This window comes from Streptomyces sp. NPDC001532 (genome assembly GCF_040298625.1).
In the GTDB taxonomy this organism is placed as follows: domain Bacteria; phylum Actinomycetota; class Actinomycetes; order Streptomycetales; family Streptomycetaceae; genus Streptomyces.
Window position 1 is genome coordinate 102,476 of sequence record NZ_JBEPAL010000002.1, and the last position, 26,103, is coordinate 128,578.

Genomic DNA, 26,103 nt, shown 5'->3' on the forward strand with positions numbered 1-26,103 from the left:
CGGGCGCCGTACCCGACTTCGTCTCGCCCCCTGAACAGCACCGGCCCCCACCGGCGCCGTTCATCAGGGTACGGGCGGGGGGCAGCAGCGGAAGGTTATTTGCAGAACTGGCGGTCCGCCGCGTTTATGGTGAGCCGCATGTTTCGTCTTGAGACAGAAGTCGACAAGGCACGGCGCGATCTTCTCCGTTCGCGGCTGCGCGAGGACAACACGGCCGCCTCTCCGGTGCTGGCCGCGCTGCGCGGGACGCCCGAGGAACGCGACAGCCCGCTGCACGTCTGGGCGACGGACGCGGCGGGCGCGCCGGCGGGCGGGCTGGTCGGCCACACCTGGACGACCTGGCTGCACGTGACCTATCTGTGGGTGGAGCCGGCCCACCGGGGCGGCGGGCTCGGCGGCAGGCTGCTGGCCGAGGCGGAACGCGTGGCGCGCGACGAACGGGGCTGCACGGCGGCCCGGCTGGAGACGTGGGACTTCCAGGCCCCGGACTTCTACCGCAAGCGGGGCTACGAGGTGGTGTGCGTGATCCCCGACTATCCGCCGGGGATCACCGAGTACACCCTGACCAAACGGCTCAGCCGATCCGCCGCGCGCCCGGCGACGGCACCGCCTCGAACACCCGCGGGGCGGTGAACCCGGCCGCGGCAAAGGCACCCTCGACGGCCTTGGTGATCGTGTCGACGTCGGCCGCCTCGGCGAGGACGATCGCCGAGCCGCCGAAGCCGCCGCCGGTCATCCGCGCGCCCAGCGCGCCGGCCGCGTTGGCCGACTCCACCACCAGGTCCAGCTCCGGGCAGGAGACCTGGAAGTCGTCCCGCAGCGAGGCATGACCCTCCGTCAGCACCGGGCCGATGGACCGCGTCTCACCGGACTCCAGCAGGGCGACGACCCGCTCGACGCGCTGGTCCTCGGTCACCACGTGACGGACCAGGCGGCGCACCTCCTCCTCGTCGCCGAGCCGCGCGAGGGCCGCGTCCAGCCCGTCGTACGGCACGTCCCGCAGGGCGTCCACGCCGAGCAGCGCCGCGCCCTTCTCGCAGCCCGCGCGGCGCTTGCCGTACTCGCCGGTGCTGTGTTCGTGCTTGACCTGGGTGTCGACGACCAGCAGCCGCATGCCCTCGGCCGCGAGGTCGAACGGGATCTGCTTCTGCGACAGGTCCCTGGTGTCCAGGAACAGGGCGTGGCCGTCGGTGCAGCACGCGGACGCGGTCTGGTCCATGATGCCGACCGGGGCGCCGACGTAGACGTTCTCGGCGCGCTGGCACAGACGGGCCAGCTGCCAGCCCTTCAGCCCCAGCTCGTAGAGGTCGTTCAGGGCGAGGGCGACCACCACCTCCAGGGCCGCCGACGAGGACAGGCCCGCGCCCGCCGGGACGGCGGAGGCGAGGTGGACGTCCGCGCCGGTCACCGGGTGGCCGGCCGCGCGCAGCGCCCAGACCACGCCCGCCGGGTAGGCCGTCCAGCCCTTGTCCGACTCGGGGGCCAGTTCATCGACGCGCAGTTCGACGACGCCGCCCTCGACGTCCGCGGAGTGCAGCCGCAGCCGGCCGTCGGAGCGCCGCGCGACGGCGGCGACGGCGGTGTGCGGCAGCGCGAAGGGCATCACGAAACCGTCGTTGTAGTCGGTGTGCTCACCGATGAGGTTGACGCGGCCGGGCGCCGCCCAGACGCCCTCCGGCTCGGCTCCGTACAGCTTCGCGAAGCCGTCCCGCACCTGCTCTGCGTCCACGCTCACCGCTCCCTTGTGATGTTCTGCGCGAACTCCCACGCGTCCGCCACGATTCCCGCGAGGTCCGCGCGGGACGGGTTCCAGCCCAGCTTCTCGCGGGCCGTGTCGGCGGAGGCCACCAGGACCGCCGGGTCGCCGCTGCGGCGCGGTGCGGTGACCTCCGGGACGGGGTGGCCGGTGACCTGACGGACCGTCTCGATGACCTCGCGGACCGAGAAGCCGTTGCCGTTGCCGAGGTTGCAGATCAGGTGCTCGCCCGGCTGCGCGGCGCGCACCGCCAGCAGATGGGCCTCGGCCAGGTCCGCGACGTGGATGTAGTCGCGCACGCAGGTGCCGTCCGGCGTCGGGTAGTCGTCGCCGTAGACCGAGATGGCGTCGCGGCGGCCCTGGGCGACCTGGAGGACCAGCGGGATGAGGTGCGACTCGGGGTCGTGCCGCTCGCCGTGCGCGCCGTAGGCGCCGGCCACGTTGAAGTAGCGCAGCGAGACCGCGCCCAGGCCGTGCGCCTTCGCCTCGCCGGTGATCATGTGGTCGACGGCCAGCTTGGAGGCGCCGTAGGGGTTGGTGGGGCGGGTGGGGGCGGTCTCCACGATCGGGACCTGCTCCGGCTCGCCGTAGGTCGCGGCGGTGGAGGAGAACACCAGCCTGCGCACGCCCGCCTCGCGCATCGCGGCGAGCAGCGCCATGGTGCCGCCGACGTTGTTGTCCCAGTACTTCTCCGGCTTCACCACCGACTCGCCGACCTGCGAGAACGCGGCGAAGTGCAGGACGGCGTCGTAGGAGGCGTCGAGCACCTTGGCGGCGTCGCGGATGTCGCCCTCGACGAAGGCCGCCCCGGCGGGGACGCCCTCGCGGAAGCCGGTGGAGAGGTTGTCGAGGACGGTGACCTCGTGACCCGCCTCCAGCAGGTGCTGGGCGACCACGCTGCCGACGTATCCAGCGCCGCCCGTGACCAGGTACTTACCGCTCATCAACTCGCTACCTCTCGCAGTCGCTCGGCCGCGCGCTCCGGCGGCACGTCGTTGATGAACACGCTCATGCCGGATTCGGAACCCGCGAGGTACTTCAGCTTGCCGGAAGTCCGTCGGATGGTGAAAAGCTCCAGGTGGAGCGCGAAGTCGTCCCGCGTGACACCGTCGAACTCCTCCAACTGGCCGAACGGCGCCTGGTGCCAGGCGGCGATGTACGGCGTCGGAGGCTCACCCTCGCCGAAGATCCGGTCGAAGCGCCTCAAGAGTTCCAGATAGAGCTGGGGGAACTCTGAGCGCGCCTCCTCGTCGAGCGCGAGCAGATCGGGCACCCGGCGCTTCGGGTACAGGTGGACCTCGTACGGCCAGTGCGCGGCGTACGGCACGAAGGCCGCCCAGTGTTCACCCTCAAGGACGATCCGCTCGCCGGCCAGCTCGCGCTCCAGGACGGCGTCGAACAGGTTCTCCCCGCCGGTCGCCTCCTTGTGGACGGCGAGCGAACGCAGCATCAGCGCGGTGCGCGGGGTGGTGAAGGGGTAGGCGTAGATCTGGCCGTGCGGGTGCTGAAGGGTCACGCCGATCTCGGCGCCGCGGTTCTCGAAACAGAACACCTGTTCCACGGAGGGCAGATGGGACAGCTCCGACGTCCGGTCGGTCCAGGCGTCCAGCACCAGCCGCGCCTGCTCCTCGCTCAGCTCGGCGAAGGTCGAGGTGTGCTCGGAGGTGAAGCAGACGACCTCGCAGCGGCCAAAGTCGCCGGCCAGCGAGGGGAAACGATTCTCGAAGACGACGACGTCGTAGGACGAGTCGGGGATCTCGCTCAGCCGCTCACCCTCGGACGGGCACAGCGGGCACTCGTCGGCCGGCGGGTGGTAGATGCGGCCCTGCCGGTGCGAGGCGATGGCGACCGAGTCGCCGAGCAGCTCGTCGTGGCGGATCTCGGAGGTCGTCACGGTGCGGTCCAGCGGACGGCGGTCGACCGCGTCACGGACGCTGTCGTCCCGCAGGTCGTAGTAGATCAGCTCACGACCGTCGGCCAGCCGGGTCGAGGTCTTCTTCATGACTGCCACCCATCCATCAAACAGAACCAAACACATCGAAACACAACTCACCACAACCGTCAACATCACAATCAAACAAAGAGCATCAACATAAGTGTTCAATTGCTGAACGCGGAGGCATAGGTTCCGCCACGGATCAGTTCGCGCAACGAAGCGAGTACTTATGCAGACCCCCACACATGCCGCCGCAGAGCTGGCGGCCGAGCTACGGCTCCCCACGAACTGGCTCGACTACACGATCCTCGGCATCTACTTCCTCGTCGTGCTGGGCATCGGCTTCGCCGCTCGCCGATCGGTGAAGACCAGCCTCGACTTCTTCCTCTCCGGCCGCTCGCTGCCCGCCTGGGTCACCGGTCTGGCGTTCATCGCCGCCAACCTCGGCGCCACCGAGATCCTGGGCATGGCCGCCAACAGCGCGCAGTACGGCGTCTACACCACGCACTGGTACTGGATCGGCGCCATCCCGGCCATGGTCTTCCTCGGCCTGGTGATGATGCCCTTCTACTACGGCTCCAAGGTGCGCTCGGTCCCCGAGTTCCTGCTGCTGCGCTTCGACAGAGCGGCGCACCTGCTCAGCTCGATCCTGTTCGCCTGCGCCGCCATCCTGATCGCCGGCGTCAACCTGTACGCCCTCGCCATCGTCGTCGAGGCGCTGCTCGGCTGGCCGCAGTGGGTGGCGATCGTGGTCGCCGGCTTCTTCGTGCTGGCGTACATCACCCTCGGCGGCCTCTCCTCGGCGATCTACAACGAGGTGCTCCAGTTCTTCGTGATCCTCGCCGCGCTCATCCCGATCACCGTGCTCGGCCTGAAGAGCGTCGGCGGCTGGGACGGGCTGTCGGACAAGCTCACCGACCAGCACGGCGCCGACTTCATGACCTCCTGGGGCGGCACCGGCATCGGCAGCGACAACCCGCTCGGCGCCAACTGGCTGACCATCGTGCTCGGCCTCGGGTTCGTGCTGTCCTTCGGCTACTGGACCACCAACTTCGCCGAGGTGCAGCGCGCGCTGTCCGCGAAGAACCTCTCCGCCGCCCAGCGCACCCCGCTGATCGCCGCCTACCCGAAGATCTTCATCGTCTTCCTGGTGATGATCCCGGGCCTGGTCGCGGCCGCGCTGGTGCCGCAGATCGGCACCCCCGAGTCCGACCTGCAGTACAACGACGCCATCCCGTACCTGATGGAGGCACTGCTGCCCAACGGTGTGCTGGGTATCGCGGTGACCGGTCTGCTGGCCGCGTTCATGGCGGGCATGGCGGCCAACGTCTCGTCCTTCAACACCGTCTTCACCACCGACATCTGGGCGAAATACGTGGTGACGGACCGCGAGGACGGCTACTACGTGCGGTTCGGGCGGCTCATCACCGCGATCGGCGTGCTCGCCTCGATCGGGACGGCGTTCCTGGCCTCGTCGTTCTCGAACATCATGAGCTACCTCCAGACGCTGTTCTCCTTCTTCAACGTGCCGATGTTCGTCGTCTTCATCATCGGCATGTTCTGGAAGCGGGCGTCGATGAAGTCCGGCTTCTGGGGCCTGATCGCCGGCACCACCGCCGCGATGGTCAACTACTTCGTCCTCTACAAGCAGGACATCGTCGACATCCCCTCCGACCAGGGCGCCAACTTCGTCTCCGCGATCGCCGGATTCGTCGCAGGGGCGGTCGTCATGGTGGCTGTCTCGCTGTTCACCGCGCCCAAGCCGGCGGCGGAACTGCAAGGGCTGGTCTACGGCACCCGCTCCCCCGGCATGTCGGAGCCGCCCGCCGAGGGCGACGACGCCTGGTACCGCAGGCCGGCGCTGCTGGGCTGGGGCGCGGTCATCCTGGCCGCCGCCTGCTACATCCCGTTCTCGTTCTGACGCGGGAGGATGGAGAGAGCATGTCTGAACACCCCGAACACCCCGAGCACCCGCGGCACCCACGGCACCCCGGCTACTCCGAGCAGGACGTCCAGCGCGAGGTCACCGAGCTCCAGGGCAAGTCGGCGACGGCCGCCCGGCTCTTCGACATCCGGCGCATCATCGGCGGACTGTTCGTGGTCTACGGCGTGATCGTCACCATCGCCGGCCTCACCGACGACGACGCCGCGATCGACAAGGCGCAGGGCGTCAACATCAACCTGTGGACCGGACTGGCCATGCTGGCCCTCGGGCTGTTCTTCCTCGCCTGGCTCAAACTCCGCCCCACGGCCCCGCCACCCCCGGCCGCCGTCCCGGAGGAACGCGAACCGACGGAATGACCCGCGTCTGAACCCCGACACCGGGCAACAGGGGCCGGAGCCCTGTCCAGGGCTCCGGCCCCCGCGTGCGTCCGAGCCGGCCGTCGCCGTCGGGTGCAGGGGGGTGGGCGGGTGGGCGGGTGCGGCCCGGTGCCGCTCAGGGTTCGGGGTGGGGGGTCTGGGGTGGGAGTGAGGGGCGCAGGGGGCCTGCGTGGTCCAGGAGGCCGGTGCGGGCCGCGAGGGCCGCCGCTTCCAGGCGGGAGCCGACGCCGAGCTTCATCAGCACCCGCTGCACATGGGTGCGGGCGGTGGACGGGGCGATGCCCATGCCGGCCGCGATCAGCCGGGTGTCCTCACCGTCGGCGACCCGGACCAGTACCTCGATCTCTCGCGGGGTGAGCATCTGGAGCAGCCGGCGGCCCTCGTCGTCCGGCTGGGCGGCGGGGTTGAGCAGTTCGCCGAAGGCGCCCTGGAGCAGCGCGGGGGCGACGGCCGCCTCACCCGACCTGGCCTTCATGATCGCCCGCTCGACGCCCTCGATCCGCTCGTCGTGGCGGACGTACCCGGAGGCCCCGGCGGCGAAGGCCGCCGCGATGCCGCGTGGGGACGGGACCGGGCCCAGCACCAGGACCGCCACCTGCGGCCGCTCCCGCTTGATCCGCACCACCGGATCGAAGGTGCCCGGCTCCGCCGGTGCCGCCGTGCCCAGCAGGCACACTTCCGGCGCCCGCGTGATCACCAGCTCCGCCGCCCCCGCGGCGGGCGCGGCCGCGGCCAGCACCCGGTGTCCCCGCAGCTTCAGCGCCGAGGCCAGCGCCTCGGCGAGCAGACGGTGGTCGTCGACCACCATGAGCCGCACTCCCATCGAGCAACCCCCAGTCCCCCAGTGGACGCCCCTGTGGATGCCCACCGCGCGGGGCCCCCCGGCACCCGCGCCCTTCATGCCCCCGGAAGCTACACGCTTGTTCGACGTCGCGCTGCCCCTACTGATGAGAAGTGCCCCGGAACGCCGAAATTCCGCTCTTTCGAGGGTGTTGAGCGGTACGCGCACGACCCCGCCCCTGAGCTGGGACGGGGTCGTGCACTCCGGCGCGTGCGCCGCGCTCGGCGGTCGCACGCGGCGGTCGGGTCAGCCGGTCGCGCCGAAGCCGATCGCCAGGTACTCCTGGCCGCCGGTGGAGGAACCGCTGGCGTAGACGTCGGCCATGAACAGCCGGCCCTGGGAGTACAGGATCTCCGCGAACTCCGGCAGCATGCTGGTCTCCACGTCGCGCACCGCCTCGGTGGAGGGGTTCTCCAGCAGCTTGGTCTCCTTGAAGGTGCCGCCGTCGAGGCTGACGATCTGCCCGCCCTTGTCGTACGGCGGCCGCTTGTACGCGATCACGTTGGCGCCGTCCATGCGCAGCGGGTAGATGTTGTAGCCGTCGCCGGAGTCGCCGCGCTGGCCGGTCTGCTTGCCGGTGGCCAGGTCGAAGACGACGATCTGGTTGGCCCGCCCGTACTTGCCGGAGGTGGTGTCCTCCTCCTCGGTCGGCAGGTACAGCCGGTCGTTGCCGACGGCGATGCCCGCGCAGTCCTCGATCCGCGAGATGCCGTCGCACTCGGCGGCGTAGGTGTCACCCGGCGCGGAGATGCGGTTGCGCAGCTCGCCGGTCTTGTTGTCGATGGAGAAGAAGTCGGAGATGCCGGAGCCGTCGCCCGCGGAGTCGCCGACGTCGGCGGCCACCACCAGCGGGTCGGTCGACACCACGCTGGCGTACTCGATGCCCCGGGTCATCTTGTACTCGGAGATCACCTTGCCGGACTTCGGGTCGATGGTCTGGATGTGCAGTTCGCGCTCGCCGTACTGGCCGCACTTGCGCACCGCGACCAGCTTGGGGCCGCCGCCGTAGCCCGCGTCGTAGCAGGTGTCGGCCGGCTTGGGGCTCCACAGCGCCTTGCCCGAGGCGATGTCGAACGCGGCGCCGCCGCTGGTGCTGCCGACGGCGACGGTGGACCCGCTGACGGTGACGTTGTCCAGGTTGATCACCTGGTCGCCGGACTTGGCGGTCTTCGTCCACAGCTTCTTGCCGGTGTCGAGGTCGATCGCGGCGATCTGGCTGCATCCCTCGGAGGAGTTCTTCGCCGGCATCTTCGGCTGGAACAGCACCGCGGTCTTGTTGTCCTCGGTCATCTTGCGGCTGGCCTGGCAGACCGGGCCGGGCAGCTTGATCGTCCACAGCTTGGTGCCCTGGGCGGGGTCGTAGCCGACGATCTCGGCGATGCCGCTCTTGGCGTACACCTTGTCGGTGAGCCAGGAGCCCTCGACGACGACGGTGTCGTCCTCGTCGACCTTCGGCTGCGGGATCTGGAACAGCACCTCGGCGGCGGTGTTGCCGGGGACCTTCTCCGAGCCGTTGGACGAGGTCCCGCCGGTGCCGCCGGAGTCGCCCTTGCCGTCGCCGCCGGTGCCGCCGCCGGAGGTCGCGGTGTTCTCCTTGCCGCCGTCTTCACCGGAGTTGGCGTACCAGACGCCGCCGCCGACGATCAGGGCGATCGCCACGACCGCGGCGACGATGATCGCCAGCTGCGCGTTGAACTTCCGCCCGCCGCCCGTCGGCGCGGTCGCCTGCGGGTGCGGCGGCATGCCCGGCTGCGGGTAGCCGTAGCCGGGCTGCTGGCCGGGCTGGCCGTAAGGGCCCGTCGGCGGCGGGGCGCCGTAGGGGCCGGGCGGGGTGGGCGGGCCGCCGTAGGGACCGGGCGGGGTGGCGGGGTTCCCGTACGGGCCGGGCTGCTGGCCCGGGTAGCCGTAGCCGGCCGGCGGGGTCTGCGGGGGGCCCTGGGGCGGCTGGGGCGCCTGGGGGTAGCCGTAGCCCGGCTGCGGGGCCGGCGGCGTCTGCGGGGCGCCGAAACCGCCCGGCTGCGGCGGCTGCTGCGGGGGCTGGTCCTGGGGCGCGCCGGAACCTCCCCCCTGCGGGGGCTGGTGGGGCGGCGGGGGTGGCGGCTGGGTCATGGCGTGGCTACCTCGGGGACGGATCGGCCGGGTGGAAGGAGTGCGGGGCGCGTCACTTGCCGTAGGCGAGCATCAGCTTCTCCCTGGCTTCGTCGTCGCCGGTCAGCCGCGTGGTGGAGAGGTACAGCCGCCCGTCCACCCAGTCGATGTCCCGGGAGAAGAAGCCGTTCTCGACGTCGGCCGCGCCCTGCGGGTTCTGGAGCAGCTTCGTCGGCTTGTGGCTCTTGCCGGTGGTCGCGATGGACACCACCTGGCCGCCCGCGTCGTACGACGGCTCGACGTAGGCGACGAGCTTGCCGCCCTCGGCCTTCAGCGGCAGCATCGTCTCGTCCGCCGGGGACTCGACGCGCCACTTCTCCTTGCCGTCGGCCAGGGAGATCGCGACGATCTCGTTGGCGGCGGCGGTGGCCTCGGTGGGCAGGTAGAGGGTGCTGTCGTCGACGGCGACGCCGAGGCAGCCGGTCAGGTCACGCTGGAGGACGGCCCAGCCGCACTCGGGGGCGATGCTGTCCTTGATGTCGACCTGGGAGCGGATCTTCCCGCTGCCGGTGAACGTGGCGATGTTCCAGGTGTCCTTGTCCTCGTTGGTGCTGTAGACGACCAACGGGTCCACGGAGAAGGTGCGGCCGATCCGCCAGCCCTTCTCGTAGGCGAAGGTCCACTTGACCTTGCCGGTCTTCGGGTCCAGCTCCTGGATCTCGTCGTGCTCGTCGTCGGTTGCGGCGCCGCAGGAGGCGACCTGGATCAGCCGGGAGCCGCCCGCGAACGCGGCCGGGAAGCAGGAGTCGCCGTATTTCTTCTTGTCGTACAGCTTCTTGCCGGTGGTGGCGTCGTACGCCGTGCCGGACTGCGAGCGGCCCACCATCAGGGTGTTGCCGGCCAGCGAGAGCTCGATGGTGATGGTGCTGTCGAACAGCGCGCCGTCGGCGACCTCGCCGCTCCAGCCCTTCTTGCCGGTGGCCAGGTCGATCTGCTGGAGCTTGTTGCACTCGGCCCGGTCGCTGGCGCCGCTCATGTACGCCACGACGATCTTGTCGTCGGCCGTCTTCTGCGGGGTGACCGCGCAGATCTTCTGCGGGAGGACGATCGGGTCCCAGGTGGGCCTGCCGTCGCCGACGTCGTAGGCGACGACCTCCTTGTACGCGGCCTTCACCGCCGTCTTGTCGGTGATCCACATGCCGGGGGCGTCGGCGCCGGAACCGGGCGCGTCGGGCGCCTCCTTGTACCAGAGCACCTTCGACTCGCCCGCCTGGCGGCCCTCGTTGAGGTTGTCCGGGTCCTCGCCGCCGTCGCCGCTGCCGTCGCCCGGGTCGACCGGGGCCTCGGTGGCGGTGGGCTTGGCGTCGTCGCTCTTCTCGGCGACCGGTTCCTTCGTGCCGCCGTCGTCGTCACCGGCCGCGACCGCGTACACCCCACCGCCGACCAGCAGCAGCGCCACCACGGCCGCGCCGATGGCGAGCGCGGGCTTGCCCTTGAAGGGGTTGCGCGAGCCGGGGCCGGGCGGCGGGGTGCCGGGGGCGCCCGGGAACTGGGCCTGCGGGTAGCCGTAGCCGGGCTGCTGGCCGGGCTGGCCGTACGGGCCGGGCTGCTGCGGGTAACCGGCCTGCTGGGGCTGGCCGTAGGGGCCGGGGGTGGCGGGCTGGCCGTAGGGGCCGGGGGCGTTGTAGGGGCCCGGCTGCTGCGGGGTGCCGTACGGGCCGGGCTGCTGCGGGTAGCCGTAACCGGGCTGCGGCGGGGCGCCCTGCGGGGGCGGCGGGGTCTGCGGCGGCTGCGCGGGCGGGGGAGGCGTGCCCTGCCGCGGGTCCTGCGGGGCGCCGAAGCCGCCCGGCTGCGGCGGCTGGTTGGGCGGCTGGGTCATCTGCGGTTCCCCCTTGTGACCGATGTGGCGCCGCGCCCCGGTGGCGCTGCGTTTCCGCCACACCCGTGATTCTCAGACGTTCTCAGACGGTTCTCAGAGGGCCCTTTCTATCACCCGCCACCGACAGCGGAGCGGGCCGGATCCTCCCCTGTGCCCAAGGGAGAACCGGCCCGTGATGCCGTCGTTACGCGCCTTCACGCGCCCTTCACGCCGGCTACGCGTCCTCGGCGAGTTCGAGCCAGCGCAGCTCCAGCTCCTCGCGCTGGTTCGCCAGCTCCCGCAGTTCGGCGTCGAGTTCGGCCACCTTCGCGAAGTCCGTGGCGTTCTCGGCGATCTGCGCGTGCAGCTTGGTCTCCCGCTCGGAGACCTTGTCCAACTGCCGCTCGATCTTCTGGAGTTCCTTCTTCGCGGCGCGCTGGTCGGCGGCGCTCTTCTCCGCGGCCGGCCGGGGCGCGGCCGGGGCGACGGCGGCCGCGGCCGCCTCCTCCATGCGCTGCCGCCGCTCCAGGTACTCGTCGATGCCGCGCGGCAGCATCCGCAGGGTGCCGTCGCCGAGCAGGGCGAACACGCGGTCGGTGGTGCGCTCGACGAAGAACCGGTCGTGGGAGATGACGATCATCGAGCCGGGCCAGCCGTCGAGGACGTCCTCCAGCTGGGTCAGGGTCTCGATGTCGAGGTCGTTGGTGGGCTCGTCGAGGAAGAGGACGTTGGGCTCGTCCATGAGCAGGCGCAGCAGTTGCAGCCGGCGCCGCTCACCGCCGGACAGGTCGGAGACGGGCGTCCACTGCTTCTCCTTGCCGAAGCCGAACGTCTCGCACAGCTGGCCCGCGGTCATCTCGCGGCCCTTGCCCAGGTCGACGCGCTCGCGCACCCGCTGGACGGCCTCCAGGACCCGCCAGTCGGGGTCGAGTTCGGCGACCTCCTGGGAGAGGTAGGCCAGCTTGACCGTCTTGCCCACGGTGATCCGGCCCGCGGCGGGCTGGGCCTCGCCCTCGGTGCGGGCGGCCTCGGCCATGGCGCGCAGCAGGGTCGTCTTGCCGGCGCCGTTGACGCCGACCAGGCCGATGCGGTCGCCGGGGCCGAGCTGCCACGTCACATGCTTGAGCAGCACCTTGGGGCCGGCCTGGACGGTGATGTCCTCCAGGTCGAAGACGGTCCTGCCGAGCCGCGAGGAGGCGAACTTCATCAGTTCGCTGCTGTCGCGGGGCGGCGGCACGTCCTTGATCAGTTCGTTGGCGGCCTCCACCCGGAAGCGCGGCTTGGAGGTGCGGGCGGGGGCGCCGCGGCGCAGCCAGGCCAGCTCCTTGCGGACCAGGTTCTGCCGCTTGGCCTCCTCGGTCGCGGCGATCCGCTCGCGTTCGGCGCGGGCGAAGACGTAGTCGGAGTAGCCGCCCTCGTACTCGTAGACGTCGCCGCGCTGGACGTCCCACATGCGGGTGCAGACCTGGTCGAGGAACCAGCGGTCGTGGGTGACGCAGACGAGTGCCGAGCGGCGCTCGCGCAGGTGCTTCGCCAGCCAGGCGATGCCCTCGACGTCGAGGTGGTTGGTGGGCTCGTCGAGGACGATCAGGTCCTGTTCCTCGATGAGCAGCTTGGCGAGCGCGATCCGGCGGCGCTCACCGCCGGAGAGCGGGCCGATGACGGTGTCCAGGCCCTGCGGGAAGCCGGGCAGGTCCAGCCCGCCGAACAGTCCGGTGAGCACGTCCCGGACCTTGGCGTTGCCCGCCCACTCGTGGTCGGCCATGTCCCGGATGACCTCGTGCCGGACGGTCGCCTCCGGGTCGAGGGAGTCGTGCTGGGTGAGCACGCCCAGCCGCAGTCCGCCCGAGTGGGTGACCCGGCCGGAGTCCGCCTCCTCCAGCCTGGCGAGCATCCGGATCAGGGTGGTCTTGCCGTCGCCGTTGCGGCCGACGACACCGATGCGGTCCCCTTCCGAGACGCCCAGGGAGATGCCGTCGAGCAGGGCACGGGTGCCGTACACCTTGCTGACGTTCTCGACATTGACCAGGTTGACGGCCATTTTTCTCCTGCCCCGGGGGATCGCTCGACCTTCCAGGGTAGTCGGGGCGGCGGCCGTCCTTGCCCGGCCTCAGCCGCCGAGCACCGTCGCACCGGGTGCGGGGCCCGAGGCGGTACGGACCGTGCGGCAGGTTCCGGAGGCGCGCAGGGCCTCGGCGACCTTCGCCGCGGCGGCGGGGTCGCGCACCAGGAAGGCGGTGGTGGGGCCGGAGCCGGAGACCAGGGCGGCGAGGGCGCCGGCGGCGCGGCCCGCCGCCAGGGTGTCGGCCAGTTCCGGGAAGAGGGAGAGCGCGGCGGGCTGGAGGTCGTTGGTGACGGTCGCGGCGAGCGCGTCCGGGTCGCCCTTGGCGAGGGCGGCCAGGAGGTCGGCGGAGGCGACGGGCTCGGGGATGTCGGTGCCCGCGCCGAGCCGGTCGAACTCACGGAAGACGGCCGGTGTGGACAGTCCGCGCGCGGCCATCGCGAACACCCAGTGGAAGGTGCCGCCGACCTCCAGCGCGGTCAGCCGCTCGCCCCGCCCGGTGCCCAGCGCCGCCCCGCCGACCAGGCTGAACGGCACGTCGCTGCCGAGTTCGGCGCAGATCTCCAGGAGCTCCTCGCGACTGGCGCCGGTGCCCCACAGCGCGTCGCAGGCGAGCAGCGCGCCCGCGCCGTCCGCGCTGCCGCCCGCCATGCCGCCCGCGACGGGGATGTCCTTGGCGATGTGCAGGTGCACGTCAGGGGTACGGCCGTACCGCGCGGCCAGCGCCTCGGCGGCGCGGGCGGCGAGGTTCGTGCGGTCCAGGGGCACCTGGCCGGCGTCGGGGCCCTCGCAGGTGACGCGCAGCCCGTCGGGCGAGGGCGTGACCGTGACCTCGTCGTAGAGGCCGACCGCGAGGAAGACGTTCGCCAGGTCGTGGAAGCCGTCGGGGCGGGCGGCGCCGACCGCGAGCTGGACGTTGACCTTGGCCGGGACGCGGACGGTGACACTCACTGCTGCACGGGCTCCTCGGTGCGGGCGGACGTCTTGTGCTCGGCGATGCGGGCGAACTCCTCGACGGTCAGGGACTCGCCGCGCGCCTGCGGTGAGACGCCCGCCGCGACGAGCGCCGCCTCCGCGGCCGCCGCCGAACCGGCCCACCCGGCGAGCGCGGCCCGCAGCGTCTTGCGGCGCTGGGCGAAGGCCGCGTCGACCACCGCGAAGACCTCCTTGCGGGAGGCGCTGGTGGTGATCGGCTCGGTCCGCCGGACCAGGGAGACCAGTCCACTGTCGACGTTCGGGGCCGGCCAGAAGACCTTGCGGCCGATCGCACCGGCCCGCTTCACCTCGGCGTACCAGTTCGCCTTGACCGACGGCACGCCGTACACCTTGTTGCCGGGTTCCGCGGCCAGCCGGTCGGCGACCTCCGCCTGCACCATCACCAGGGTGCGCTCGATGCTCGGGAAGGTCTCGAGCATGTGCAGCAGGACCGGCACGGCGACGTTGTACGGCAGGTTCGCGACCAGCGCGGTCGGGGCCGGGCCGGGCAGTTCGGCGACGTGCATCGCGTCGGAGTGCACCAGCGCGAACCGCTCGGCGCGCTCCGGCATCCGCGCGGCGATCGTCGCCGGCAGCGCGGACGCCAGCACGTCGTCGATCTCGACGGCCGTGACCCGGTCGGCCACCTCCAGCAGGGCCAGGGTGAGCGAGCCGAGCCCCGGGCCGACTTCGACGACCACGTCGTCGGGCCGCACCTCGGCGGTGCGGACGATACGGCGGACCGTGTTCGCGTCGATCACGAAGTTCTGGCCGCGCTGCTTGGTGGGGCGGACGCCGAGGGCGGCCGCCAGTTCACGGATGTCGGCGGGGCCCAGCAGGGCGTCGGGGGTGGGGCTGCTCACGGCACCAGGGTACGGGGGTGCGGGGGGCGGGTCGGCCGTGGCGGGTGCCAGGCGGGTGGTCACCCCTGGAGCCGGGCGCCGCAGTGCGGCCAGGGACTCGCCCCGCGCTGGGTGTACAGCTTCTTCGCCCGCAGGGTCTGCTCGGCGGCGGGCGCGTCCTGGGGGCGGCCGGAGCCACCGAGGCTCTGCCAGGTGCGGGTGTCGAACTGGTACAGCCCGCCGTACGTGCCGGACGGGTCGACCGCGTCCGGCCGGCCGCCGGACTCGCACACCGCGAGCCCCTGCCAGTCCAGGTCGTCCGCACCCCGCACGGAGGTCGGCAGCGGCCTGGTGCCGACCTTCACCACCCGGGTCCGCGGCTCGCGCACCACCTCGGTGCGGATCCGGCGCGGCTTCTGCCGGACGCCGTTGACGGTCCGCAGGGAGTAGGTGACCCGGCGCAGGCCCGGCTGACCGGCCTGCTCGACGACCTCCGTGCCGCGGAACACCGCGGGGTCCTCGATCCGCCGCACCTGGAACGGGATCCGCTCCTCGCGCACCTCCCTGCCGCCGGTGATCCGCAGCACGGTGACGGTCTGCCCGTCGCGCGGGAAGCTGCCGGGCGGGACGGAGGTGGTGTCCTGGCCGCGCAGGGTGATCCCGGCCTGCTCGACGGCCTCGCCGACGGTCGCGGCGTTGGTGCGGAGGGTGCGGGCGCGGCCGTCGGCCATGATCGTGACGGACCGCTCGGTGCGGACGTCCAGAGTGAGGCCTTCCCGCCCGATGCGCCGGGAGCGCGAGGTGGAGACGTATGCCCCCTCCGCGCGCACCCCCAGTTCTCTGAGCGCCCCGTCCACCGTGCGTGCCGTCGTCCACGCCTCGCGCCGGTGTCCGTCGAGGGTGAGCCGGATGGGGCGCCCGTAGCGCACCACGACCTCGTCGCCGCTGGTGAGCGCGGTACCGGGGGCGGGCGCGACCACGTCGTGCGCCCCTACGGCGACGCCCTCGTCGGCGAGCAGCTCGGTCACGTCGTCGGCGTAGGTGTGCAGGGTGCGCGGGGTGCCGTCGACGCTCAGCTCGATCGCCTTGTCCTCGGCGACGAAGGCGGTGGTGCCGCCGGCGAGGAAGGCGACGACCAGGGCCCGCGGGAGCAGCCGGCGCATGGAGCCGTCCGCGCGCTCGGCGTACCGCGCCCGGCGCCGGCGTGCGGCGCGTCTGTTCGCTCCGGCGCGTACGGCGGCCGGGGGCGCGGGGGCGGGGGTGAGGTGGATCGTCGGCGCGAGGTGGAACGGGGCCGTGTGGATCGTCGGGGCGGTGTGGATCGTGGGGGCGGTACGGATCGTGGGGGCGGTGGTGTCGTGGGCGAACGCCGGCGGGTGGCCGACGTCACCGAACGTCATCGTCGGCGCGTCGTGGAAGGCGGGGGCGGGGGCGCCGCCGAACGCCTGCGCGGGCGCGATCCCGTAGCCGTGCGTGGGCACGTCCGGCCACCGCTGCACCTCGGGCCCGTCCGGCCACCGCTGGACCTCGGGCCCGTTTGGCCACCGCTCGTAGGCGGGCGCGTAGGTGTCCTCGTACGCCGGCGCCTCGAACGCCGTCCCATAATCCACCGTCTCCGCGGAGTGCGGATCGAAGCCTTCGTGGACCGGGGACGGACCGGGCGGGCCGTCCGTCATGCCCACGCCGTCGCCGCCGTACTGCGGCGCGTACTCGGCGCCGTAGCCATATCGCGCGTCCCGCGCGTACTGCGAACTGCTCACGCCGACACACTCCAGGGGGCCAGAGGGTCCAGAGAGGGGGCCCGGGGGTCCGATCGGGCCCCCAGAACCTAGCGGAGCGTCCGTCACTCTCCAAAGCGACGCGGCTACGCACCGTCGCGCGGGGCCTGAGGTGAACCCTTGTGAGCGTTACCGGCGAGTTGTCCGTCAGTAGCCGAAGGCGCGTGCCGTGTTCGCCGCGAGAGCCGTCGCCAGCGCGTCCTCGTCCATGCCGCGCACCTCGGCCATCGCGCGCACCGTGATCGGAATGAGATACGGGGCGTTGGGCCGTCCGCGGTACGGCGCCGGCGTCAGGAACGGCGCGTCGGTCTCGACGAGCAGCAGCTCCGGCGGGGCCACCGCCACCGCGTCCCGCAGGTTCTGGGCGTTCTTGAAGGTGACGTTGCCGGCGAAGGACATGAAGTACCCGGCGCGGGCGCAGATCTCGGCCATCTCGGCGTCCCCGGAGTAGCAGTGGAACACCGTCCGCTCCGGCGCGCCCTCCTCCTTCAGGACGCGCAGCACGTCCGCGTGGGCCTCGCGGTCGTGGATGACCAGCGCCTTGCCGTGCCGCTTGGCGATCTCTATGTGGGCGCGGAAGGAGGCCTCCTGCGCCTCCTTGCCCTCGGGCCCGGTGCGGAAGTGGTCGAGGCCGGTCTCGCCGACGCCCTTGACCTGGGGCAGCGCGGCCAGCCGGTCGATCTCGGCCAGCGCCTCGTCCAGTCCGGCCGTTCCGCCGGGCTCGCGGGCGCCCTGCCGGGACCAGCCTCCCCCAGCCCCAGGGGGCTGGGAGGTGCCCCCAGGGTCGCCGTGGACGATGCGCGGGGCCTCGTTGGGGTGCAGGGCGACGGTCGCGTGGACGTTCTCGTAGGCCGCGGCGGTCTCGGCCGCCCACCGGGAGCCGCGCACGTCGCAGCCGACCTGTACGAGCGTCGTCACGCCCACGGACTCGGCCTTGAGCAGTGCCTCGGCGACCGTGCCGGACTGCATGTCGAGGTGGGTGTGGGAGTCGGCGACCGGCACCCGAAGGGGCTCGGGCAGCGGCGGGGCCGCGTCGTGGGAAGACATGCCCCGATCCTACGAAAGGGGCATGCCTCGCAGCACGGGCTTGATCGCTTTCGTGACGGGCGGCGTGCTCAGCTCGCGCGGCGCTGGAACACGTGCAGCAGGTCGGACAGGTGCCAGTGGTGCTCCCGCGCGACCGCCGGCACCGGCACCGGCACCGGCACCTGAGCCGGCTCCGCGGCCTCCGCCGATCCCCCGGCCTCCTCCGATCCCCCGGCCCCCGCCGATCCCCCGACCTCCTCCGATCCCCTGGCCTCCGCCGGTCCAGCGGGCTCCGCGGGCCGGTGCGGCCGGGTCCGGGCCGCGCTCAGGGCCGAGGACACCTGCCCGGCGCGCATGATCCGCACCAGGTGCCCGTCGCAGTTGCGGCAGCCCGGCCGGCTCAGCGGCGACGGCACGATCCGCCCGTCCGCCACGTACCGCACGAACGCGCGGCCCCCGGCATCGACGTGGTGCTCTATCTCGAACGACTGCTCCCACGCGTGCCCGCAGCGCATACAGGCGAAGGAGTACGACTCGTGGACGACGGCGGTCGCCCCGCCACGCAGGCGGGTGTGCCCGGCGATCTCGCTCATACCGGCTCCAAGTGTCCGCTGGAGAAGGGCCGTTGGGGCCCTGTCACCCAGTGGAGCGCCGCCCGGCCGGGAAGGCACGCGAACTGTCCACTGTTGAACCGTTTTTGGCCGTCTCTTGCAGAAACACCCGAACCGCTTTACCGGCGGATGAGGAACACCGCCGGCGGACTCAGCCGGCGGACGACCGCTTGTCGGCGACCACCGCGTCGAAGACGACCCGCTTCGGCACCCCCGCCTCCACGGCGACCGCCGCGATGGCCTCCTTGCGCCGCTCCCCCGCCTCCTCGCGCACCCGCACCCGGCGCACCAGCTCCGCGTCGTCCAGCTCCTGCGGCCCGCGCTCGGGCGCGCCCTCGACCACCACGGTGATCTCCCCGCGCACCCCCTCGGCCGCCCACCGCGCCAGCTCCGCCAGCGGGCCGCGCCTGACCTCCTCGTACGTCTTGGTCAGCTCACGGCAGACGGCGGCGCGCCGCTCGGCGCCGAAGACCTCGGCCATCGCGGCGAGCGTGTCGTCGAGGCGGTGCGGGGCCTCGAAGTAGACGAGCGTGCGCCGCTCCTCGGCGACCTCGCGCAGCCGCGACAGCCGCTCGCCCGCCTTGCGCGGCAGGAATCCCTCGAAGCAGAAGCGGTCCACCGGCAGCCCGGACAGCGCGAGCGCCGTGAGCACCGCGGACGGGCCGGGCACGGCGGTGACCCGCACGTCCCGCTCCACGGCCGCCGCGACCAGCCGGTAGCCGGGGTCGGACACCGACGGCATGCCCGCGTCGGTGACGAGCAGTACGCGCGCGCCGCCGAGCAGCGCCTCGACCAGTTCGGGCGTACGGGCGGACTCGTTGCCCTCGAAGTACGACACGACGCGGCCCTTGGGGGTGACGTCCAGCGCCTGGGTGAGGCGCCGCAGCCGCCGGGTGTCCTCCGCGGCGATCACATCGGCCCCGGCCAGCTCCTCGGCGAGCCGGGGCGGGGCGTCGGAGATGTCGCCGATGGGGGTGCCGGCGAGGACCAGGGTTCCGGGAGTGTCTGTCACGGTTCCATCCTCGCAGGGGCCATGCACGGGACTCACACAGCGCCGTTCCCTACGATGGCGCGGTGACCAGTACCGCGTCCTCCACGGACACCCGGCAGGACCAGGCCGCCCCCGACCCGAGGCAGTCGTGGCAGCGGCGGCTGCGCCGTTTCGGCCACCTCGCCAAGCCCGGCGGCGACGTCCGGGACCGTCTGGTGCCGCCGTACGCCGAGCCGAGCCCGCGGCTGTGGGCGGCGCTCGGGGTGCCGCACGGGCTCGCCACCCGGATCGTGCGCTGGTCCGGCTGGCTCGGACCGCTGCTGGTGACGCTGTTCGCCGGTGTGCTGCGGTTCTGGAACCTGGGCAGCCCCAAGGCGGTGATATTCGACGAGACGTACTACGCCAAGGACGCGTGGGCGCTCGTCCACCGCGGTTTCGAGGTCAACTGGGACAAGAACGCCAACGGCCTGGTCCTGGACCTGGGCAGCAAGGTCGACATCCCGGCGGACGCGGCGTACGTGGTGCATCCGCCGGTCGGCAAGTACGTCATCGGGCTGGGCGAGCTGATCTTCGGGTTCGACCCGTTCGGCTGGCGGTTCATGACGGCGCTGCTCGGCACGCTGTCGGTGCTGATGCTGTGCCGGATCGGCCGGCGGCTGTTCCGCTCCACGTTCCTGGGCTGCCTGGCGGGCGCGCTGCTGGCGGTGGACGGTCTGCACTTCGTGATGAGCCGGACCGCGCTGCTCGACGGCGTGCTGATGTTCTTCGTGCTGGCCGCGTTCGGCTGCCTGGTGGTGGACCGCGACAAGGCGCGCGCGAGGCTGGCCGCGGCACTCCCGGTGGACGCCGACGGCCGGGTCCGTCCGGACGCGTACGCGGCGGAGCACACCCGCCTCGGGTGGCGGCCCTGGCGGCTGCTGGCGGGGCTGATGCTGGGCCTGGCCATCGGCACCAAGTGGAACGGGCTGTACATCCTGGCCGCGTTCGGGGTGCTGACGGTCCTGTGGGACGTGGGCTCCCGCCGGGTGGCGGGCGCGCGGCAGCCGTATCTCGCGGTGCTCCGGCGCGATCTGGGCTGGGCGTTCCTGTCGACGGTGCCGGTCGCGGTCGTCACCTACATCGTGAGCTGGACCGGCTGGATCCTCTCCCCGAGCGACGGCACCGGCGGCTACTACCGCAACTGGGCCGCCACCGACGGCAAGGACAGCAGCTGGTCCTGGCTGTTCCCGGACTGGTGGCGCAGCCTGTGGCACTACGAGAACCAGGTGTACGAGTTCCACGTCGGCCTGTCCTCGCCGCACACCTACCAGTCGAACCCGTGGAGCTGGATCGTCAGCGGCCGCCCGGTGTCGTACTTCTACGAGTCGCCCGCGCCCGGCGTGGACGGCTGCCCCACGGACGCCGGCGAGAAGTGCGCGCGCGAGGTGCTGGCGCTGGGCACGCCGATGCTGTGGTGGGTGGCCTGTTTCGCGCTGCTGTACGTGCTGTGGCGCTGGCTGTTCCGCCGCGACTGGCGCGCGGGCGCGATCGCGTGCGCCGTCGTGGCCGGCTATCTGCCGTGGTTCCTGTACCAGGAGCGGACGATCTTCTTCTTCTACGCCGTGGTCTTCGTGCCGTTCCTGTGCCTGGCGGTGGCGATGCTCCTGGGCGCCCTGATCGGCCCGCCCGGCTCCGGCGAGACCCGCCGGGTGGCGGGGGCGACGAGCGCGGGGGTGCTGGTGCTGCTGATCGCCTGGAACTTCATCTACTTCTGGCCGATCCACACCGGCCAGGCCATCCCGATCGACGACTGGCGGTCGCGGATGTGGCTGGACACCTGGGTCTGACGGGCTGTCGTGAGGGCCGTCGGACCGGATGTGTGTAGCTAACAATCAGGGAAACTCGCGTCCCCGCTGTCACCACCCGCCCCTACAGTGCGAGGGATCACAACGGGGAGGGGGCGCGTCATGCGCAAGGGAGTCAAGGGGGCCGTCGTCGGCACGGTGTTCGCCGTGATGGTCGGCGGTGCGGGGTACGGGGTGTTCAACATCGTGTCCGCGCTGAACGGCGACGGGGGATCCGGCGGCACCGACACGGTGAAGAGCGGGCCGCCGAGCGGTGACGAGGTCGAGGACACCACGCGGAAGTTCTTCGCGGCCTGGGAGAAGGCGCAGGGGCGGACCGCGGCGTCGTACACCAACAACGCCGAGCAGGCCGAGCCGCTGCTGACCGCGTTCGGCTCGGAGGCCCACATCACCGGGGTGAGCATCACGCCGGGCAAGGCCCAGGGCGCCACGGTGCCGTTCTCCGTGAAGGGGACGGTGTCCTTCGAGGGCCGGTCGAAGCCGCTGGCCTACGACAGCTCGCTCACCGTGGTGCGCGGGGTGACCACCGGCCGGGCGCTGGTCGACTGGGACGCCTCGGTCGTCCATCCCCGGCTGAAGGACGGCGACACGCTGGTCACGGGCGAGTCGGCGAGCCCGCCCATCGAGGCGGTGGACCGCGACGGCACCGTGCTGACCGGGGAGGAGTACCCCTCGCTCGGCCCGATCCTCGACGAGCTGCGCAAGCGCTACGGCGACAAGGCCGGCGGCACTCCGGGCGTGGAGCTGGTGGTGCGGCACGCCGAAGGGACCGGCGCGGCCGACACACCGCTGCTGACGCTGGCCGAGGGCAAGGCCGGCGAGCTGCCGACGACGCTCAGCGCCCGTGTCCAGGCGGCCGCCGAGAAGGCGGTGCGGAAGTACGCGGAGTCGTCCGTGGTCGCCGTCAAGCCGAGCACCGGTGAGGTGCTGGCGGTCGCCAACAACCGCGAGGACGGCTGGAACGCCGCGTTCCTCGGGCAGGTGGCGCCCGGCTCCACCATGAAGATCCTCAGCGCCGCGACCTTGATAGACACCGGCCTGACCAGCATGAACGGTCCGGCGCCGTGCCCGCCCACAGCCATCTCGGAGAGCCAGACCTTCGGCAACCTGCCGGGTCTGGAGCCGAACACGAGCGCCACTCTCGCGGACAGCTTCGCCCGCTCCTGCAACACCGCCTTCATCAAGTTCGCCGACGAGGTGAAGGTCGACTCCCTCACCCGGGAGGCCGAGGACCGGTTCGGCATCGGCCGCACCTGGAACGTCGGCGTGCCGTCGTTCGACGGTTCGGTGCCGGCCGCCGGCGGCCCGGACAAGGCGGCCAATCTGATAGGCCAGGGCCAGGTGCAGATGAGCCCGCTGAACGTGGCGTCGGTGACGGCGACCGCGTCGACGGGTGCCTTCCGGCAGCCGGTGATCGTGCCGCAGGCCCTCGACGACCGGGAGCTGGCCACCGCGCGCGGTCTGGACGCGAGCACGGTCCAGCAGCTCCGGGTGATGATGAACCGCACCGCCACCAGCGGTACCGCGGCCCCCGTGATGTCGAAGCTGAGCGGCAGCATCGGCGCGAAGACGGGGTCCGCCGAGGTGGACGACCAGGCCAAGGCCAACAGCTGGTTCACCGGCTACCGCGACGACGTCGCGGCGGCCGCCATGGCCCAGCAGGGCGGACGCGGCGGTGACGCGGCGGGGCCGATCGTGGTGGACGTACTGCGGGCAGGTGGCTGATCTCACCCGTCGGGGCGGGACTCCGGGGTGGTGCCGTCGTTGGGGACGGTGAAGGCTGTGAGGTCGGTGGGGCCGTGGGTGCCCCACGGCTGAGGGGCCCCGGAGCACCGGGGACGGCGCGGAGGTTCGAAGAAGCAGTGGGCAACAGAAGGCGCGTCGCCGAGCGGCGGAAGACGAGTCCCGTCGTCGTCGGCGCAGTGATCGCCGCGGTCGTCGGCGGTGCCGGGCTCGGCGCCTACGCGCTGTTCGGCGGCGGCGCGGCCGCCGAGGACGCTGCGGCGACCGCGGAGGCGCGGACCAAGGCCGTCAGGACGGGGCCGCTGTCCGAGGCCGAGGTCACCGGCGCGGCCGAGCGCTTCCTCACCGCCTGGCAGCGGGGCGAAGCGGGCCGGGCGGCCGCCGCCACCGACGACACCGCCGCGGCCAAGGCCCTGCTCACCGGCTGGACGAAGACGGCCCGTATCAAGGACGTCACCCTCACCCCCGGCGTCCGCACCGGCGACAAGGTGCCGTTCTCGGTGAAGGGCACGGTGAGCCACAAGGGCACCAGCAAGCCGCTGGCGTACGACAGCGCGCTCACCGTGGTGCGCCGCGCCTCGGACGGGGAGCCGCTGGTCGACTGGGCGCCGGCGGTGGTCCACCCGGACCTGCGGGAGGGCGACACGCTCGTCACCGGCGAGGCCGGCACCCCGCCGGTGAAGGCGCTCGACCGGGACGGCGGCGAGCTGACCCCCGAGAAGTACCCCTCGCTGGCGCCGGTCCTCGACGGGCTGCGCGAGAAGTACGGCAAGACGGCGGGCGGCACGGCGGGCGTCGAGCTGCGGGTGGTGCGCGGCAAGGCGTCGGAGGCGAAGAAGCTGTCCGACAAGACGCTGGTGGAGCTGAGCGAGGGCACGCCGGGCACGGTGCGCACGACGCTCAGCCCGAAGCTCCAGTCGGCCGCGGAGCGCCAGGTCGCCGCGCGGGCGCGCGCCTCGGTGGTGGTGCTGCGGCCCTCGACCGGCGAGATCCTGGCGGTGGCCAACTCCTCGCAGGGCTTCAACACCGCCTTCCAGGGCTCCTTGGCGCCCGGTTCCACGATGAAGGTCATCACCGCCTCGCTGCTGATCGAGAAGGGGCTGGCCTCCGCCGACAAGGCGCATCCGTGCCCGAAGTACTTCACCTACGGCCACTGGAAGTTCCAGAACGACGACAAGTTCGAGATCAAGGGCGGCACCTTCAAGGCGGCCTTCGCGCGGTCCTGCAACACGGCCTTCATCAGCCAGGCCCCGGAGCTGGCGGACGACGACCTGACCAAGCAGGCCCAGCAGGTGTTCGGGCTGTCGATGAACAACTGGGCGGTCGGGGTGCCCACCTTCGACGGCTCGGTGCCGGTGCAGTCCCAGGCGCAGATGGGCGCCTCGCTGATCGGCCAGGGCGGGGTGCGGATGAACCCGCTGAACATGGCGTCGGTGTCGGCGACGGTGAAGTCGGGCGTGTTCCGCCAGCCGTATCTGGTGGCCCCGTCGGTGGACGGGCGGCGGCTGGCGACGGCCTCGCGCACGATGTCGGCGTCGACGCTGGCGCAGCTGCGGGACCTGATGTCCTACACGGCGGCGTACGGGACGGCGGCGGAGGCGATGGCCGGGGTCGGCGGTGACGTCGGCGCGAAGACCGGGTCGGCGGAGGTCGACGGCCAGAAGAAGCCCAACGGGTGGTTCACGGCGTACCGCGACGACCTGGCGGCGGCGGGCGTCGTGCAGGCGGCCGGGCACGGCGGCGAGACGGCGGGGCCGATCGTGGCGTCGCTGCTGAAGGTCGGCGGCTGATCCGGCCGCCGGCTGCCCGGCTGTCCGGCTGTCCGGCTGTCCCAGGGGTGCCGTGCCGTCAGTGGGCGGTGCTCACCGGGGTGGCCAGATAGGTGCGGCGCAGGAAGCGCATCAGCGCCTTGGTGTCGAACTGCACCACCGAGACGCCGTGCGGGTCGTGGAACTCCACCACGGCCTGCACCCGTCCGCACGGCCACACCCGGACGTTCCCGGAGCCGGCCGGTGCGCGCAGGCCCTGTTCGAGCAGGGAGCGGGCGAAGGTCCACTCGCGGGTGCCGGAGTGGACGCCGGGCAGGCCTATCCGGACCGAGCGCGGGTCACTGTCGGGGTCGTAGCGGAGGACGACGGGAACCGCTCCTCGTTCGTCGTCCACCCGGACGTCCGTGTCCGTGACGATGTGGGCTCGCGCGTACTGCTCGACTACAGACATCGGACGGCCCCTAACCCAGCGTGACCTGTTGGGAAGCTGTGAATCCGCTTCCACTCCAATGTCCCATATCTTTGGTTTTACGCCTGCGGAAGCGGTCTGCGACGAGATCCTGTCGCTCTTGCAAGACGTTCGCATTAAGCCACTATCATCGAACGGTGCATGTACCCGACGGATTCATCAACGCCCCCACCTCGGTAGCCACCGGAGTCGTCGCCGCGGCCGCCGTCGCCGTCAGCCTGCGCGGCGCCCGCCGTGAGCTGGACGAGCGCACCGCGCCCCTGGCCGGCCTCGTGGCGGCGTTCGTCTTCGCCGTCCAGATGCTCAACTTCCCGGTCGCCGCCGGCACCAGCGGACATCTGCTCGGCGGCGCGCTCGCCGCGATACTCGTCGGCCCCTACACCGGCGTCCTGTGCATATCCGTTGTCCTGCTCATGCAGGGCATCCTCTTCGCCGACGGCGGTCTGACCGCGCTCGGTGTGAACATCACCGACATGGCCGTGGTCACCGTGATCGTCGCCTACGCCGTCTTCCGCGGCCTGGTGAAGGTGCTGCCGCGCACCCGCCGCTCCGTCACCGCCGCCTCCTTCGTCGCCTCGCTGCTCTCCGTCCCGGCCGCCGCCCTCGCCTTCACCTTCCTGTACTGGATCGGCGGCACCACCGACGTCTCCATCGGCAAGGTCGCCACCGCCATGGTCGGCGTGCACGTCCTCATCGGCATCGGCGAGGCCGCGATCACCGCGCTGACCGTCGGCGCCGTCATCGCCGTACGCCCCGACCTGGTGTACGGGGCCCGCGACCTGCGCCGCCCGCTGAAGCTGCGGATCGGTGGCGAACTGGTCGACGCGCCCGCGCCCGAGGTCGCCGTGGCGGCCCGTGCCTCCCACCGCAAGCTGTGGCTCGGCGGGCTCGCCGCCTCCCTGGTGCTCGCCGGGTTCGTCAGCTTCTACGCCTCCGCCGATCCCGACGGCCTGGAGAAGGTCGCCGCCGACCAGGGCATCGACAAGAAGGCGGAGGACCACGCCAACGCCGACTCCCCGCTCGCCGACTACGGCGTCAAGGACGTCGACAACGCCCGGCTCTCCGGCGGGCTCGCCGGAGTGATCGGCGTCGGTCTCACCGTCGTCGCCGGCACGGGTGTGTTCTGGGCGGTGCGCCGCCGCCGCGGCGGCGACACCTCGCCGTCCTCCACCGTCGTCGAGAACGTCTGACC

General features: G+C 72.1%; 21 protein-coding genes. 7 read left to right on the forward strand and 14 right to left on the reverse strand.

Annotated features, from left to right (window positions below; genetic code table 11):
• The first annotated feature begins 126 nt into the window (after window positions 1-126).
• Complete coding sequence (locus tag ABT232_RS03090; RefSeq protein WP_351835052.1) at window positions 127-633, forward strand: GNAT family N-acetyltransferase; 507 nt, start codon at window positions 127-129, stop codon at window positions 631-633.
• On the opposite strand, the gene galK is transcribed toward ABT232_RS03090, so the two are convergent.
• Genes galK through galT form a run of 3 tightly spaced genes read right to left on the reverse strand, consistent with a single transcriptional unit; the run spans window position 575 to window position 3,758 of the window.
• Window positions 575-1,729, reverse strand: a complete 1,155-nt coding sequence (gene galK / locus ABT232_RS03095; protein ID WP_351835642.1) for a galactokinase — start codon at window positions 1,727-1,729, stop codon at window positions 575-577. The two genes, ABT232_RS03090 and galK, sit on opposite strands and share 59 nt — an antisense overlap.
• A gap of 2 nt (window positions 1,730-1,731) precedes the next feature.
• On the reverse strand, window positions 1,732-2,700 hold the full coding sequence (gene galE, locus ABT232_RS03100) for a UDP-glucose 4-epimerase GalE (protein WP_351835054.1): 969 nt from the start codon (window positions 2,698-2,700) through the stop codon (window positions 1,732-1,734).
• A complete protein-coding gene (gene galT / locus ABT232_RS03105; protein WP_351835057.1) occupies window positions 2,700-3,758 on the reverse strand; it encodes a galactose-1-phosphate uridylyltransferase in 1,059 nt (352 codons plus the stop codon). The genes galE and galT overlap by 1 nt, the downstream gene beginning before the upstream one ends.
• 163 nt (window positions 3,759-3,921) lie before the next feature.
• On the opposite strand from galT, the gene ABT232_RS03110 reads away from it, so the two are divergent.
• Window positions 3,922-5,613, forward strand: coding sequence for a sodium:solute symporter family protein (locus ABT232_RS03110; RefSeq protein ID WP_351835060.1), 1,692 nt, complete (start codon window positions 3,922-3,924; stop codon window positions 5,611-5,613).
• Between the two features lie 20 nt (window positions 5,614-5,633).
• The gene (locus ABT232_RS03115) at window positions 5,634-5,993 is read left to right on the forward strand and encodes a hypothetical protein (protein WP_351835063.1); all 360 of its coding nucleotides are present in this window, start codon (window positions 5,634-5,636) and stop codon (window positions 5,991-5,993) included.
• Between the two features lie 136 nt (window positions 5,994-6,129).
• Here ABT232_RS03115 and ABT232_RS03120 read toward each other — a convergent pair whose 3' ends face one another.
• The 10 genes from ABT232_RS03120 to rsmI all read right to left on the reverse strand — a co-directional run bounded on the left by ABT232_RS03120 (window position 6,130) and on the right by rsmI (window position 19,107).
• Window positions 6,130-6,837, reverse strand: coding sequence for a helix-turn-helix transcriptional regulator (locus ABT232_RS03120; RefSeq protein ID WP_351835066.1), 708 nt, complete (start codon window positions 6,835-6,837; stop codon window positions 6,130-6,132).
• Window positions 6,838-7,101: 264 nt separating this feature from the next.
• Entirely contained in the window at window positions 7,102-8,964 is a 1,863-nt protein-coding gene (locus ABT232_RS03125) for an outer membrane protein assembly factor BamB family protein (RefSeq protein ID WP_351835068.1), read from the reverse strand.
• A gap of 52 nt (window positions 8,965-9,016) precedes the next feature.
• The gene (locus ABT232_RS03130) at window positions 9,017-10,822 is read right to left on the reverse strand and encodes an outer membrane protein assembly factor BamB family protein (RefSeq protein ID WP_351835070.1); all 1,806 of its coding nucleotides are present in this window, start codon (window positions 10,820-10,822) and stop codon (window positions 9,017-9,019) included.
• Window positions 10,823-11,036: 214 nt separating this feature from the next.
• Window positions 11,037-12,842: an ABC-F family ATP-binding cassette domain-containing protein gene (locus tag ABT232_RS03135; protein WP_351835072.1), complete on the reverse strand. Its 1,806-nt coding sequence runs from the start codon at window positions 12,840-12,842 to the stop codon at window positions 11,037-11,039.
• A 69-nt stretch (window positions 12,843-12,911) separates the two neighbouring features.
• Complete coding sequence (locus ABT232_RS03140; protein ID WP_351835074.1) at window positions 12,912-13,814, reverse strand: 4-(cytidine 5'-diphospho)-2-C-methyl-D-erythritol kinase; 903 nt, start codon at window positions 13,812-13,814, stop codon at window positions 12,912-12,914.
• On the reverse strand, window positions 13,811-14,701 hold the full coding sequence (gene rsmA, locus ABT232_RS03145) for a 16S rRNA (adenine(1518)-N(6)/adenine(1519)-N(6))-dimethyltransferase RsmA (RefSeq protein WP_351835076.1): 891 nt from the start codon (window positions 14,699-14,701) through the stop codon (window positions 13,811-13,813). Before rsmA ends, ABT232_RS03140 begins: the two co-directional genes overlap by 4 nt.
• 59 nt (window positions 14,702-14,760) lie before the next feature.
• Window positions 14,761-16,080, reverse strand: coding sequence for a resuscitation-promoting factor (locus tag ABT232_RS03150; RefSeq protein WP_351835645.1), 1,320 nt, complete (start codon window positions 16,078-16,080; stop codon window positions 14,761-14,763).
• A 525-nt stretch (window positions 16,081-16,605) separates the two neighbouring features.
• Window positions 16,606-17,505, reverse strand: coding sequence for a TatD family hydrolase (locus tag ABT232_RS03155; protein ID WP_351835078.1), 900 nt, complete (start codon window positions 17,503-17,505; stop codon window positions 16,606-16,608).
• A 68-nt stretch (window positions 17,506-17,573) separates the two neighbouring features.
• Complete coding sequence (locus ABT232_RS03160) at window positions 17,574-18,077, reverse strand: hypothetical protein (protein ID WP_351835081.1); 504 nt, start codon at window positions 18,075-18,077, stop codon at window positions 17,574-17,576.
• Window positions 18,078-18,246: 169 nt separating this feature from the next.
• Window positions 18,247-19,107 carry a 16S rRNA (cytidine(1402)-2'-O)-methyltransferase gene (gene rsmI / locus ABT232_RS03165; protein ID WP_351835083.1) on the reverse strand — a complete coding sequence of 287 codons (861 nt, stop codon included), beginning with the start codon at window positions 19,105-19,107 and terminating at the stop codon, window positions 18,247-18,249.
• Between the two features lie 62 nt (window positions 19,108-19,169).
• On the opposite strand from rsmI, the gene ABT232_RS03170 reads away from it, so the two are divergent.
• The 3 genes from ABT232_RS03170 (at window position 19,170) to ABT232_RS03180 (ending at window position 24,463) form a co-directional block, all read left to right on the forward strand.
• Complete coding sequence (locus ABT232_RS03170; RefSeq protein ID WP_351835086.1) at window positions 19,170-20,912, forward strand: dolichyl-phosphate-mannose--protein mannosyltransferase; 1,743 nt, start codon at window positions 19,170-19,172, stop codon at window positions 20,910-20,912.
• A gap of 120 nt (window positions 20,913-21,032) precedes the next feature.
• Complete coding sequence (locus ABT232_RS03175) at window positions 21,033-22,655, forward strand: penicillin-binding transpeptidase domain-containing protein (RefSeq protein ID WP_351835089.1); 1,623 nt, start codon at window positions 21,033-21,035, stop codon at window positions 22,653-22,655.
• A 137-nt stretch (window positions 22,656-22,792) separates the two neighbouring features.
• Window positions 22,793-24,463 (forward strand): penicillin-binding transpeptidase domain-containing protein, encoded by a 1,671-nt coding sequence (locus ABT232_RS03180; protein WP_351835091.1) that lies wholly within the window; start codon window positions 22,793-22,795, stop codon window positions 24,461-24,463.
• Between the two features lie 58 nt (window positions 24,464-24,521).
• On the opposite strand, the gene ABT232_RS03185 is transcribed toward ABT232_RS03180, so the two are convergent.
• A complete protein-coding gene (locus ABT232_RS03185; RefSeq protein WP_351835093.1) occupies window positions 24,522-24,893 on the reverse strand; it encodes an SsgA family sporulation/cell division regulator in 372 nt (123 codons plus the stop codon).
• 155 nt (window positions 24,894-25,048) lie between these two features.
• On the opposite strand from ABT232_RS03185, the gene ABT232_RS03190 reads away from it, so the two are divergent.
• Window positions 25,049-26,101 carry an energy-coupling factor ABC transporter permease gene (locus ABT232_RS03190; RefSeq protein WP_351835095.1) on the forward strand — a complete coding sequence of 351 codons (1,053 nt, stop codon included), beginning with the start codon at window positions 25,049-25,051 and terminating at the stop codon, window positions 26,099-26,101.
• Window positions 26,102-26,103 lie beyond the last annotated feature (2 nt).